We start from the raw sequence: 11799 nt of genomic DNA on the forward strand, positions 1-11799 counted from the left end.
CCGAAACCGAATCAGGAGATTCACCATGACGACGACGTCACCCTCGCCCGCAGCGACCGGAAGCTCGGGCGTGCATCGCGCACGCCTCGGCGTCCAGCGCTTCGGCACGTTCCTCTCCGGCATGATCATGCCGAACATCGCCGCGTTCATCGCGTGGGGATTCATCACGTCCCTGTTCATCGCCGTGGGCTGGCTGGGCAACTGGCACCCGGTCGCCGACCTGCTCGGCGGCTTCGGCAACGCCGATCAGGTGGGCTGGCAGCACGCGATGACCGCGCTCGCGCAGAACCCGGACGGCAAGACCTTCCCGCAGTACGTGGGTCTGGTCGGCCCGATGATCACGTACCTGCTGCCGCTGCTCATCGCGAACACCGGCGGCCGCATGGTCTACCGTGAGCGCGGCGGCGTCGTCGCGACCATCGCCACGATGGGCGTCATCGTCGGCACGACGATCCCGATGTTCCTCGGCGCGATGATCATGGGTCCGCTCGCCGGATGGCTCACGAAGCAGATGGACAAGCTCTGGGACGGCAAGATCCGCCCCGGCTTCGAGATGCTGGTCAACAACTTCTCCGCCGGCATCCTCGGCATGCTGCTCGCGATCGCCGGCTTCTTCGGCTTCGGACCCGTCTTCACGGTGATCAGCACGTTCCTCGGCGTCATCGTCGGCTGGCTCGTCTCGCACGGCCTGCTGCCGCTGCTGTCGATCATCGTCGAACCCGCCAAGGTGCTGTTCCTGAACAACGCCATCAACCACGGCGTGTTCACGCCGTTGGGCCTGCAGCAGGCGAGCGAGACGGGCAAGTCGATCCTGTTCCTCGTCGAGGCGAACCCCGGCCCCGGCCTCGGCATCCTCCTCGCCTTCGCCTTCTTCGGCGTGGGCGAGGCGAAGGCGACTGCCCCTGGCGCCATCCTGATCCAGTTCGTCGGCGGCATCCACGAGATCTACTTCCCGTACGTGCTCATGAAGCCGGTGCTGATCGTCTCCGCGATCCTCGGGGGCATGACGGGCGTGGCGACCAACGCGCTGTTCAACGGAGGGTTGAAGTTCCCGGCCGCACCGGGATCCATCATCGCCGTCACGCTGGCCGCGGCGCCTGCGGGAGTCGGCAACCTGCTCGTCGTGTACCTCTCGGTGATCCTCGCCGCGGCCGTGTCGTTCCTCGTCTCCATGGTGTTCCTGCTGCGCACGCGCCGGCGCGACCTCGAGACGGCCGGTGCCGGGGACCTCTCCGCGGCGATCGCGCAGACCGAGGCGAACAAGGGCAAGTCCTCCGCTGCGATGGATGCGCTGCGCGACTCGTCCGCCGCCACCGCCACGGCGGGCGCTGCGGCCGCGACCACCGCGGTGGCGACGGATCGACGCATCGACACGATCGTGTTCGCGTGCGATGCCGGCATGGGGTCCTCCGCCATGGGCGCGAGCGTGCTGCGCAACAAGATCAAGAAGGCGGGCATCGACGGCATCACCGTCACGAACAAGGCCATCGCGAACCTCGACGGCAGCGAGGACCTCATCATCACCCAGCAGCAGCTCACCGACCGTGCCCGCGGTCAGAACGGCGAGGCGATGCACGTCTCCGTCGACAACTTCATGAACTCGCCGAAGTACGACGAGGTCGTGGAGCTGGTGCGCCGCCAGCGCGAAGGCGCCTGATCCGCCGCGCGGATCCTGGATCCCCGCTCCCATCCGAACACCCCGAGAGGAATGACGCCATGAGCATCCTGACCCCCGACCGGGTCCGCATCCACCCCGGCCCCGCCACGCAGGAGGAGGCCCTCGCCGAGGCCGCCGGCCTCCTCGTGGCCGCCGGAGCGGTGACCCCGGCCTATCTCGACGCCATGCGGCAGCGCGAGCAGACCGTGTCCACCTTCATGGGCAACGGCCTGGCGATCCCGCACGGCACGAACGAGGCGAAGGACGAGATCCTCGCGTCGGCGCTCTGCGTGATCCGCTACGACGGCGGCGTCGACTGGGCCGGCGATCCGGTGACGTTCGTCATCGGGATCGCGGGCAAGGGAGACGAGCACCTGGAGATCCTGTCGCAGATCGCGATCACGTTCTCGGAGGAGGACGACGTCGCCCGATTGGCCGCCGCGGCCACACCGGAGGAGCTGTACGCGATGCTCGCGGAGGTGAACGGCTGATGCCCGTCGCGGTGCACTTCGGCGCAGGCAACATCGGACGGGGTTTCGTCGGGCTGCTGCTGCACGAGGCCGGATACGACCTGGTGTTCTCGGACGTCGCGGGCGAGCTCGTCGATGCGATCCAGGCGGCGTCGGAGTACACCGTGCACGAGGCAGGACCCGGCGGCGTCGATCACGTCGTCACCGGGTTCCGCGCCGTGAACAGCCGTCTCGATCCCGAGGCCGCGGCAGACGCCGTGGCCTCGGCGGACGTCGTGACGACGGCGGTCGGCCCGACCGTGCTGCGCTTCGTCGCCCCGGTGATCGTCGCCGGGCTCGAACGTCGCGGCGACGCGCAGCCGCCGGTCGCGATCATGGCCTGCGAGAACGCGATCGGCGCCACCGATCTGCTGCGCGCGGAGGTGGAGAAGGCGGCCGGCGACCGCGCCGAGGAGCTCCTCGGCCGAGCCGTCTTCGCGAACACCGCGGTCGACCGCATCGTGCCGGCGCCGCAGTCCGGAGCGGGGATCGACGTGACGGTCGAGCCCTATTACGAGTGGGCGATCGAGGAGGGCCCGTTCCGCGGATCGCCTCCGCGGATCCCGGGCGCCCACTTCGTCCCCTCGCTGGCGCCGTACATCGAACGCAAGCTGTTCACCGTGAACACCGGTCATGCGGCCACCGCCTATCTCGGCGCCCGCGCGGGCTACGCCACCATCGCGGAGTCGCTCGCCGACCCCGCGATCGAGCGCGCGGTGGAGGCCGCCCTCGAGGAGACCGCCGCCGTCCTCACGGCGCGTCACGGGCTCGATCCCACCGAGCTCGCGGAGTACCGCCACCGCATCCTCGAGCGCTTCCGCAACCCCGCTCTGCCGGACACGGTGCAGCGCGTCGGTCGTCAGCCGCTGCGCAAGCTCTCCCGGCACGAGCGGTTCATCGGACCCGCGGGCGATGCCGCAGAACGCGGCCTCGCCACGTCCGCGCTGCTCCGCGCGGTCGGTGCGGCACTCGCCTTCGCGGATCCGGCGGACGAGGAGGCCGTGCGGCTGCAGGAGCTGCTGCATACGCGCACGGCCGATGAGCTCGTCGCCGAGGTGACGGGGCTCCCCGAGGATCATCCGCTGTACCGGGGCGTGCGGGCCGAGGTGGCGGCGCGGCAGTCCTCGCTCTGATCCGTGCGCGACGCCCCCGCGCCAGGGACGGCGCCGGTCGCCCGCGGGGGCCGTCGTGTGCGGATACGCTCGACGCATGGACTTCCTCGCTCCCGTCACGCTCGAGAACGACTTCGTCCGGCTGGAGCCGCTGGCCGTCGCCCATGCCGCAGACCTCGCTGCGGCCACGGCTGGCCTCGAAGACCGCTGGTACACCTCCGTGCCGGACGCGGAGGGCGTCCCCGCCGAGATCGCGGCCCGCGCCCGACGGCACGAGCTCGGCGAGATGAACCCTTTCGCGGTCCTCGACCTGGCCACCGGACGCGCGGTCGGCATGACGACGTATTGCACGATCGACCAGCCGAATCTCGCCGTCGAGATCGGATACACGTGGATCTCCCCCACCGTGCACGGCACTGCGGTGAACCCGTCGGCGAAGCGGCTGCTCCTCGCGCACGCCTTCGAGACGTGCGACGCTGTGCGCGTGCAGTTCCAGACGCATTTCCACAACCGCCAGTCGCGCGCCGCGATCGAGCGGCTCGGCGCCAAGCTCGACGGCGTGCTGCGCAACGACAGGATCTCCCCCGACGGCTCCCTGCGCGACACGGTCGTCTACTCGATCCTGCCGCACGAGTGGCCGGCGGTGCGCAACGGACTCGACGCGCGCCTCGCCCGGCGTCGCTGAGACGCGGTGCCCCCGCGCGCGATCGTGCTCCCGACGGCGTCCTCGCCGAGGATAGGATCGGTGCACCGCGCGCGAGAGCGCGCGTGCCCGGGGAGGAGAGCATGAGCACGACGCTGTTCGCCGTCACCGGTGCCGCGCGCTCGCGTCTCGCCACGACGACGCTGCGCGCGGGGCCCGTCCGATGAGGCGCGTCCTCGTCACCGGGGGCGCCGGATTCCTCGGCAGCCGGGTGACGGCGCTGCTCGCGGCGCACCCCGAGGTCGACGTCGTCGTCAGTGCGGATCTGCGCGAGACCGAGGTCCCCGGGGTCGTCTCGGCCACGGTCGACGTGACGGATCCCCTCAGCCTCCCGGACGTGCTGGAGCGGCACAGGATCGACTCGGTCGTTCATCTCGCCGCGATCGTCGATCCGGGTCGCGACGCGCAGGCCGACTTCCGCGTGGACGTGCTGGGTTCCGCGAACGTCGTCGCCGCGTGCGTCTACGCCGGCGTGCGTCGTATCGTCGTGGCCGGTTCCGGCGCGGCGTACGGTTATCATCCGGACAATCCCGAGTGGATCGACGAGACGGATCCGCTGCGCGGGAACGACGATTTCCCGTACGCCCGGCACAAGCGCCTCATCGAGGAGCTGCTCGCCGCGGCCCGCTCGACGCACCCGGAGCTGGAGCAGGTCGTGTTCCGGATCGGGACGATCCTCGGCCCCTCCGTGCAGAACCAGATCACCCGCCTCTGGGACCGTCGGCGCGTCCTGCGCATCGCGGGGGCGGACTCGCCCTTCGTGTTCGTCTGGGTGGACGACGTGGCCTCCGCGATGGTGCGCGCGGCGATCGGCGACGGCCCTGCGGGCATCTACAACGTCGCGGGCGACGGGGCGCTCAGCGTCCCGGAGATCGCGCGGAGGATGCGCAAGCGGCTGCTCACGGTTCCTGCGCCCGTTCTCGCGCTCGCGCTCGGCCTCGGTCGGGTGTTGAGGGTCGGCGCGCACGGGCCGGAGAAGATCCGCTTCCTGCGCTACCGTCCCGCGCTGCGCAATGACCGGCTCAAGGACGAGTTCGGCTACCTCCCGCGCTACACGAGCGCGGAGGCGTTCGACGAGTACCTGCGCGCGCACCCGCAGATCGTGCAGCCCTGATCCCTGTCCTGGGCTGCACGGGCATCACTCGTCGAAGCCCTCGGCGATGAGCTCGACCAGCTCCTCGCGCTCCTCCACGGGCAGGAAGGCCCCGGCGGCCGCGTTGAACTGGAACGACTCCAGATCCTCGAGGTCGTAGCCGAAGGCGTCGACGAGAAGCGCCATCTCCCGGGTCAGCGAGGTCGCGCTCATCGTGCGGTTGTCGACGTTCACCGTGACCGCGAAGCCGAGCTGATAGAGCAGGTCGAAGGGATGATCGGCGAACTCGCTCCCCCACGCGGCGATCGCGCCGGTCTGCAGGTTCGAGGACGGGGACAGCTCGAGCGGGATCTCCCGGTCGCGCACCCAGCGGGCGAGGTCGCCGAAGCGCACCTGCACCTCCTCGCCGTCGCGGTTCACGATCTCCAGGTCCTCCGCGATCCGCACGCCGTGGCCGAGACGCAGGGCGCGCCCGTCGACGAGGGCCGAGCGGATCGAGTCGGGTCCGGCCGCCTCGCCCGCGTGCACCGTGATCGGGAACATCCGGTCCGCGAGGAACGCGAACGTGTCGCGGTAGCGGGAGGAGGGATAGCCGGCCTCGGGGCCCGCCGTGTCGAAGCCGACGACGCCACGGGCCCGGTTCGCGACCGCGAGCTCCGCGATCTCGCGCACCCGGTCGGTCTGGCGCATCGCCGACAGGAGCTGGCCCACGCGGATGCTCCGGCCGGACCGCTCGGCCGCGTCCTCCGCCTCGTCGATGCCGTCCTGGACCGCGTCCACCGCCTGCTGCAGGCTGAGCCCGCCGGTCAGGTGGAGCTCCGGCGCCCAGCGCACCTCGCCGTAGACGACCCCGTCGCGCGCGAGGTCCTCGACGAACTCGCGCGAGATCCGGCGCAGGTTGGCGGCGCTCTGCATGACGGAGAGTGAGACGTCGAACGTCTTCAGGTAGTCCACGAGGGATCCGGCGCTCGCCTGCGTCCGGAACCACATGCCCAGGGCGGTCGGATCCGTCGCGGGGAGCTCCAGGCCCGCCGCGTCCGCGAGCTCGATGATGGTCGCGGGGCGCACGCCGCCGTCCAGGTGGTCGTGCAGCGAGACCTTGGGCAGGTCGCGGAGGGAGAGGCCTCCCACCTCCAGGTCGCCGTTCGCGTCGATGGGCATGACGGATCCTTCCTCAGATCGCACAGGGGCTGTCGGTGGGCGGCGCCGTCTGCGACGGGGCCGCCGGTCGTCGAAGGGAGTGTTCCGCCGGGGGAACGCGGTCACGGGTGTGGCGCGGACACCGCACCCGTGTTTCAGCCTAAGCGGTGATGCGCTCCCGCACGAGGGGTGCGCGCTCGATCCGCTCCGAGCCGATCTCCCAGGCGCCCTCGACCGCGTCCAGGGCGCGCTCGAACCGCGCGGGGTCGTCGGCGAGGAGAGTGAACACGGGATCCCCCGCGCGCACGGCGTCGCCCGGCTTGACGTGCAGGTCGATGCCCGCCGCGAACACCACCGCGTCATCGGCACGCGCGCGTCCGGCGCCGAGCCGCCACGCGCCCACGCCGAACGGCAGGGCGTCCATGCGGGTGATGAAACCGTCCTCCGCGGCGGTGACCGTGTGCGTCTCCCGCGCGACGGGGAGCGGCGCATCCGGATCCCCGTCCTGCGCGCGGATCATGGCCTTCCACGAGTCCATCGCACGTCCGTCGTCGAGAGCCGCCTCCACGTCGGCGTCGGGCTGTCCGCTGAGGGCCAGCATCTCCCGCGCGAGGGCGATCGTGAGCTCGCGCACGTCGGCGGGCCCTTCGCCGGCGAGCACCTCGACCGACTCCCGCACCTCGTTGGCGTTGCCGATCGCGAGGCCCAGCGGAACGTTCATGTCAGTCAGCAGCGCGGTCGTGCTCACTCCGGAGTCCGTTCCCAGCTCGACCATCGTGCGGGCGAGCTCTCGGGCGCGGTCGATGTCCTGTATGAACGCGCCGGAGCCGAACTTCACGTCCAGCACGAGCGCATCGGTGCCCTCGGCGATCTTCTTGGACATGATGCTCGAGGCGATCAGCGGAATGGCCTCGACCGTGCCCGTGACGTCGCGCAGGGCGTAGAGCTTCTTGTCCGCGGGGGCGAGACCGGATCCGGCCGCGCAGATCACCGCGCCGACGGCGCTCTGCAACTGCGCGAACATCTCCTCGTTGCTCAGCGCGGCACGCCAGCCCGGGATCGACTCCAGCTTGTCGAGCGTGCCGCCCGTGTGACCGAGGCCGCGCCCGGAGAGCTGCGGCACGGAGACGCCGAAGCTCGCGACCAGCGGCGCCAGCGGAAGGGTGATCTTGTCGCCGACCCCGCCGGTGGAGTGCTTGTCGACCGTCCGCTTCCCGAGCGCGGCGAAGCTCATCCGCTCGCCGGAGGAGATCATGGCGTCCGTGAGGACGCGGATCTCGTCGCGCTCCATCCCGCGCTGGAAGATCGCCATGGCGAAGGACGCCATCTGCGGATCGGTGACGTACCCGCGGGTGTAGGCGTCGATCATCCAGCGCAGCGCCGGCTCCGGGACGACGCCGCCGTCGCGCTTGGCGCGGATCACGTCCACGGCGTCGAAGGGCTCGACCGCGTGCTGCGGCTCTCGGTCTGTCATCGGGTGTTCTCCAGGTCTCGCGGCCCGAACGCGTCGGGCAGCACTTCGTCGATCGTCCGGATGCCGGACACGGTCTCGAGCAGCATGCCGGGCGCCGAGTGCTCGTAGAGCAGCTGCCGGCAGCGGCCGCAGGGCATGATCGTCTCGCCGTCGCCGTTCACGCAGAGGAAGGCGACCAGCCGCCCGCCGCCCGACATGAACAGGTCGCCCACCATCGCGCACTCCGCGCAGAGGGTGACCCCGTAGGAGGCGTTCTCGACGTTGCAGCCGGCGACGATCCGGCCATCGTCCACGAGGGCGGCCGCTCCCACGCGATAGCGAGAGTACGGCGCGTACGCCTTGCGCTGCGCCTCGTCGGCGATGCGGCGCAGCTCGTCCCAGTCGATGTCCATCGCTCCCCTAGGCCTTGATGTACGGCTTGCCGGACGCGGCCGGCCCACGGATCTGTCCGACGAAGCCGACGACCGCGAGGATCGTGACCAGGTACGGCAGCATGAGCATGAACTCGCTGGGGATCGGCGTCTTCAGCACGCTGAGCAGGTTCTGCAGGTTCGTCGCGAACCCGAACAGGAGCGCGGCGAGCGCGGCGCGCACCGGATCCCAGCGCCCGAAGATGACGGCGGCGAGGGCGATGAAGCCGAGCCCGGCCGTCATGTCCTTCGTGAACTGCGGCACGGAGACCAGCGTGAAGTACGCGCCGCCGATGCCCGCGATCGCGCCCGCGAGAAGCATGTTCCAGAAGCGGGTCGGGTTGACCTTGATGCCGACGGTGTCGGCCGCCTGCGGGTGCTCGCCGACCGCGCGTAGGCGCAGGCCCCACCGGGTGCGGTACATCGCCCAGGCCACGACCGCGACCATGACGTACATGAGGTAGACGAGGAAGGTCTGGTTGAACAGCGCAGGGCCGATGATCGGGATGTCGCCGAGCACCGGGATCTTGATCAGCGAGAACCGCACGGGGCTATTCAGCGTCGCGCCGTTCGGGGCGAGCACCGCTCCGTAGAGGAAGCCCGTGAGTCCGGAGACGAAGACGTTCAGCACCACGCCCACGATCACCTGGTCCACCAGGTAGCGGATCGCGAAGGCCGCCAGCACGAAGGCGACGAGCACGCCGCCGATCATCGCGCCGATCAGCCCGACGAACGGGTTGCGGGTGACGGAGGCGAGGATCGTCGCGGTGAACGCACCGAGCAGGAACTGTCCCTCGATGGCGACGTTCACCACGCCGACGCGCTCTCCGATCACGCCGCCCAGGGCGCCGAAGACCAGGGGGACGGCGAGGGAGATCGAGCCGCCGAGGAGCCCGACGAGCGTGATCGCGCCGGATGCGCCGGCCCCCGCCCAGGTCAGGAAGGCGGTCATGCCGAGAAGCGCATACACGATCGGGAGCCACAGCGGGATCCGGCGGTACTGCAGCGCGGTGAGCAGCGCCACGACCGCCAGGACGACGGCGAGGGCCCAGGTGATCCAGAGCACCGGCCCCGACGGGACCTTGACGTCGCCGAGGGGGATCGCCGCCCCCGCCTCCGCGAGGCGGAACGTGGTCGTGCCGTACCGGGGAAGCAGCAGGAACAGCAGCGCGATGAGCGCCGCGATCGCCAGCAGGGTGATCGGCGTCTTCAGCGAACGGACTCGGACGATCGTCGGCTCGTCGAGGTCGACGGGTGCGGAGAGGGAGGTGCTCATGCGGCCACCGCCTTCTGGTCGGAGGACTCGGCGTCCTTCGCGGCACGGCGCGCGGCGAGGCGGGCCCGCGCGCGCGGCGAGCGCTCGGAGTCGTTCTTGGGCAGGAAGAAGATCGTGCGGATGAGCGGGGGCGCGGCGATGAACAGCACGATGAGCGATTGCACGACGAGGACGATGTCGACGGGGATCGACTGGAGCGCCTGCATCGGGAACGAACCCGCCTTGAGCGCACCGAAGAGCAGACCCGCCCAGAACGTGCCCCAGGCGCGGCTGCGTCCGAGCAGCGCGACCGTGATCGCGGTGAAGCCGATGCCGGCGTCGATGTTGCCGTCGAATCCGCTCGTGATGGTGCTCTGGATCTGCACCATGCCCGCCAGACCCGCCAGGCCGCCCGAGAAGAGCATCGCGTAGATGTAGATGCGCGGCACGCTGATGCCCGCGGCGCGTGCGGCGTGCGGGTTCTCCCCCACCGCGCGCATGCGGAAGCCGAGGCTGGACCGCTCCACGAGCCACCACACGAAGAGGGTGGCCACGATCACGAGCGGGAAGCCCGCGTCGAGCTGGTCGAGACCGGGGAGCTTGGGCAGCTGGCCGGTCACGGGCGTGGGCCGCGAGATGGGCTGGATCTGACCGGGCTTCTGCAGCAGCTCCGGCACACGCACCATCCATGAGACGAGGTAGAACGCCACGTAGTTGAGCATGATCGTGAGGATCACCTCGTGTGCGCCGGTGCGCGCCTTGAGCACGCCGACCAGGCCTCCCCACAGCGCACCCGCGGCGATGCCGACGGCGAGCGTGAGCGGGACCTGCACGATCGCGGGCAGGTGCAGCTGGAAGGTGACCAGGGCCGCCGCCGCGCACGCGATGAGCATCTGCCCGCGGGCGCCGATGTTGAACAGGCCCACGCGGAACGCGACCGCGATGCCGAGGCCGGCGGCGATGAGCGGCACGGCGAAACCGATCGTGTTGGCCAGCGGCTTGATCGCCGTGACGAGATCGGGCGCCGAGAAGTTCACGATCGAGCCAGAGAACAGAGCTCCGTAGCCTCCTGCGACGGCGTTCCACGCGGCGCCGATGGTGTCCATCGGGCGCGCGAAGAAGTAGCCGGACGCCGCCTGCACCTCGGGATTGGTGAGGGCGATCAGGATCCCGCCGACGACCAGGGCCAGGAAGACGGCCAGGATCGTATTGACGGTCCCGCCGCGGAGGATCTCCCGGAGCACCCGGTTCGACACCGGGATCTCCTGGATGTTGCGCGTCATCGGCGGCTCCGGCGTCGGGGTCGGCGTCTGCGCGTCCGGCTGCTGCGGTGCCGGGGAGTGGGGGTCGGGCTCGACGCTCATGCGGCCTCCTCCGTGGGGTTCTCGCCGGCCATCATCAGGCCGAGCACGTCTCGGGGGGTGTTCGCGGGCACGATGCCGACGATGCGTCCGCGGTACATCACCGCGATCCGATCCGCCAGGGCGGCGACCTCGTCCAGCTCTGTCGAGACCACCACCACCGGGATGCCGGCATCGCGGGTGGCCACGATGCGCTTGTGGATGAACTCGATCGAGCCGACGTCGACGCCGCGGGTCGGCTGGGAGGCGAGCAGCAGCTTCAGATCGCGGTTCAGCTCGCGGGCGATCACGACCTTCTGCTGGTTGCCGCCGGACAGCGATCCCGCCGCCTGTCCAGGGCCCTGGGTGCGGATGTCGAACTCGGCGATGCGCGCCTTCGCGAACGCGTCGAGGACGCCGCGCTGGATCGTGCCGACACGCGTGAAGAACGGGTCGTCTGACCGGTCGAGCATGAGGTTCTCGGCGACCGAGAAGGCGGCGACGAGGCCGTCCTCGTTGCGATCCTCCGGCACGAACCCGACCCCGGCCGCGAGCACCTGGTTGACGCTGCGGCCGACCAGTTCGACGCCGTCCAGACGGATCGACCCCGTGCTGCGCGAGTCCAGCCCCATGATCGCCTCGGCGAGCTCGGTCTGGCCGTTGCCCTGCACGCCCGCGACGGCGAGGATCTCGCCGGGACGTACCTCGAAGCTCACGTCGTCGACCACGACGACACCGTCCGCGGCGACGACGCGGAGACCGGAGACGACCAGTCCTGGGCCGTCCCCGATGCGCGGAGGATCCTTGTGCACGGTGAGCTCCACGGGGCGGCCGACCATCATCGACGCCAGCTCGGTGTTCGAGGAGTGCGGATCGGCCTCGCCGACCACCCTCCCGAGGCGGATCACCGTGATCCTGTCCGCGATCGCACGGACCTCGCGCAGCTTGTGGGTGATGAACACGATCGCCGTGCCCTCGTCCCTGAGCTGCTTCATGATCCCCATGAGCTCGTCCGTCTCCTGCGGCGTGAGCACGGCGGTCGGCTCGTCGAATACGAGCACCTTCGCGTCGCGGGAGAGCGCCTTGATGATCTCGACGCGCTGCTG

General features: G+C 70.4%; 11 protein-coding genes. 5 read left to right on the top strand and 6 right to left on the bottom strand.

Annotated elements, in window-relative coordinates:
• Nucleotides 1–25: 25 nt before the first annotated feature.
• The 5 genes from Q0P88_RS04985 to Q0P88_RS05005 all read left to right on the top strand — a co-directional run bounded on the left by Q0P88_RS04985 (nt 26) and on the right by Q0P88_RS05005 (nt 5095).
• Nucleotides 26–1657 carry a PTS mannitol transporter subunit IICB gene (locus tag Q0P88_RS04985; RefSeq protein WP_295011696.1) on the top strand — a complete coding sequence of 544 codons (1632 nt, stop codon included), beginning with the start codon at nt 26–28 and terminating at the stop codon, nt 1655–1657.
• A gap of 59 nt (nt 1658–1716) precedes the next feature.
• The gene (locus Q0P88_RS04990; RefSeq protein ID WP_295011698.1) at nt 1717–2148 is read left to right on the top strand and encodes a PTS sugar transporter subunit IIA; all 432 of its coding nucleotides are present in this window, start codon (nt 1717–1719) and stop codon (nt 2146–2148) included.
• A complete protein-coding gene (locus Q0P88_RS04995; protein WP_295011700.1) occupies nt 2148–3299 on the top strand; it encodes a mannitol-1-phosphate 5-dehydrogenase in 1152 nt (383 codons plus the stop codon). The genes Q0P88_RS04990 and Q0P88_RS04995 overlap by 1 nt, the downstream gene beginning before the upstream one ends.
• A 76-nt stretch (nt 3300–3375) precedes the next feature.
• Nucleotides 3376–3963, top strand: a complete 588-nt coding sequence (locus tag Q0P88_RS05000; RefSeq protein ID WP_295011702.1) for a GNAT family N-acetyltransferase — start codon at nt 3376–3378, stop codon at nt 3961–3963.
• Nucleotides 3964–4144: 181 nt separating this feature from the next.
• Entirely contained in the window at nt 4145–5095 is a 951-nt protein-coding gene (locus tag Q0P88_RS05005) for an NAD-dependent epimerase/dehydratase family protein (protein ID WP_295011704.1), read from the top strand.
• A 24-nt stretch (nt 5096–5119) separates the two neighbouring features.
• On the opposite strand, the gene Q0P88_RS05010 is transcribed toward Q0P88_RS05005, so the two are convergent.
• The 6 genes from Q0P88_RS05010 to Q0P88_RS05035 form a co-directional block, all read right to left on the bottom strand.
• Nucleotides 5120–6235 (bottom strand): adenosine deaminase, encoded by a 1116-nt coding sequence (locus Q0P88_RS05010; protein WP_295011706.1) that lies wholly within the window; start codon nt 6233–6235, stop codon nt 5120–5122.
• Between the two features lie 139 nt (nt 6236–6374).
• On the bottom strand, nt 6375–7688 hold the full coding sequence (locus Q0P88_RS05015; RefSeq protein WP_295011708.1) for a thymidine phosphorylase: 1314 nt from the start codon (nt 7686–7688) through the stop codon (nt 6375–6377).
• Nucleotides 7685–8080: a cytidine deaminase gene (locus Q0P88_RS05020; protein WP_295011710.1), complete on the bottom strand. Its 396-nt coding sequence runs from the start codon at nt 8078–8080 to the stop codon at nt 7685–7687. Before Q0P88_RS05020 ends, Q0P88_RS05015 begins: the two co-directional genes overlap by 4 nt.
• Before the next feature lie 7 nt (nt 8081–8087).
• Nucleotides 8088–9374 (bottom strand): ABC transporter permease, encoded by a 1287-nt coding sequence (locus tag Q0P88_RS05025; protein ID WP_295011712.1) that lies wholly within the window; start codon nt 9372–9374, stop codon nt 8088–8090.
• Nucleotides 9371–10636, bottom strand: a complete 1266-nt coding sequence (locus Q0P88_RS05030) for an ABC transporter permease (RefSeq protein WP_295011737.1) — start codon at nt 10634–10636, stop codon at nt 9371–9373. Before Q0P88_RS05030 ends, Q0P88_RS05025 begins: the two co-directional genes overlap by 4 nt.
• Before the next feature lie 77 nt (nt 10637–10713).
• A partial coding sequence (locus tag Q0P88_RS05035) for an ABC transporter ATP-binding protein (RefSeq protein WP_295011714.1) occupies nt 10714–11799 on the bottom strand: 1086 nt, incomplete at its 5' end.

Source organism: uncultured Microbacterium sp., from assembly GCF_945952435.1.
Taxonomy (GTDB): Bacteria; Actinomycetota; Actinomycetes; order Actinomycetales; family Microbacteriaceae; genus Microbacterium.

Coding starts and splice junctions, on each gene's coding strand:
- Q0P88_RS04995 (WP_295011700.1), top strand. CDS start 2,148: ATGCCCGTCGCGGTGCACTTCGGCGCAGGCAACATCGGACGGGGTTTC.
- Q0P88_RS05030 (WP_295011737.1), bottom strand. CDS start 10,636: ATGACGCGCAACATCCAGGAGATCCCGGTGTCGAACCGGGTGCTCCGG.
- Q0P88_RS04990 (WP_295011698.1), top strand. CDS start 1,717: ATGAGCATCCTGACCCCCGACCGGGTCCGCATCCACCCCGGCCCCGCC.
- Q0P88_RS05005 (WP_295011704.1), top strand. CDS start 4,145: ATGAGGCGCGTCCTCGTCACCGGGGGCGCCGGATTCCTCGGCAGCCGG.
- Q0P88_RS05015 (WP_295011708.1), bottom strand. CDS start 7,688: ATGACAGACCGAGAGCCGCAGCACGCGGTCGAGCCCTTCGACGCCGTG.
- Q0P88_RS05020 (WP_295011710.1), bottom strand. CDS start 8,080: ATGGACATCGACTGGGACGAGCTGCGCCGCATCGCCGACGAGGCGCAG.
- Q0P88_RS04985 (WP_295011696.1), top strand. CDS start 26: ATGACGACGACGTCACCCTCGCCCGCAGCGACCGGAAGCTCGGGCGTG.
- Q0P88_RS05025 (WP_295011712.1), bottom strand. CDS start 9,374: ATGAGCACCTCCCTCTCCGCACCCGTCGACCTCGACGAGCCGACGATC.
- Q0P88_RS05000 (WP_295011702.1), top strand. CDS start 3,376: ATGGACTTCCTCGCTCCCGTCACGCTCGAGAACGACTTCGTCCGGCTG.
- Q0P88_RS05010 (WP_295011706.1), bottom strand. CDS start 6,235: ATGCCCATCGACGCGAACGGCGACCTGGAGGTGGGAGGCCTCTCCCTC.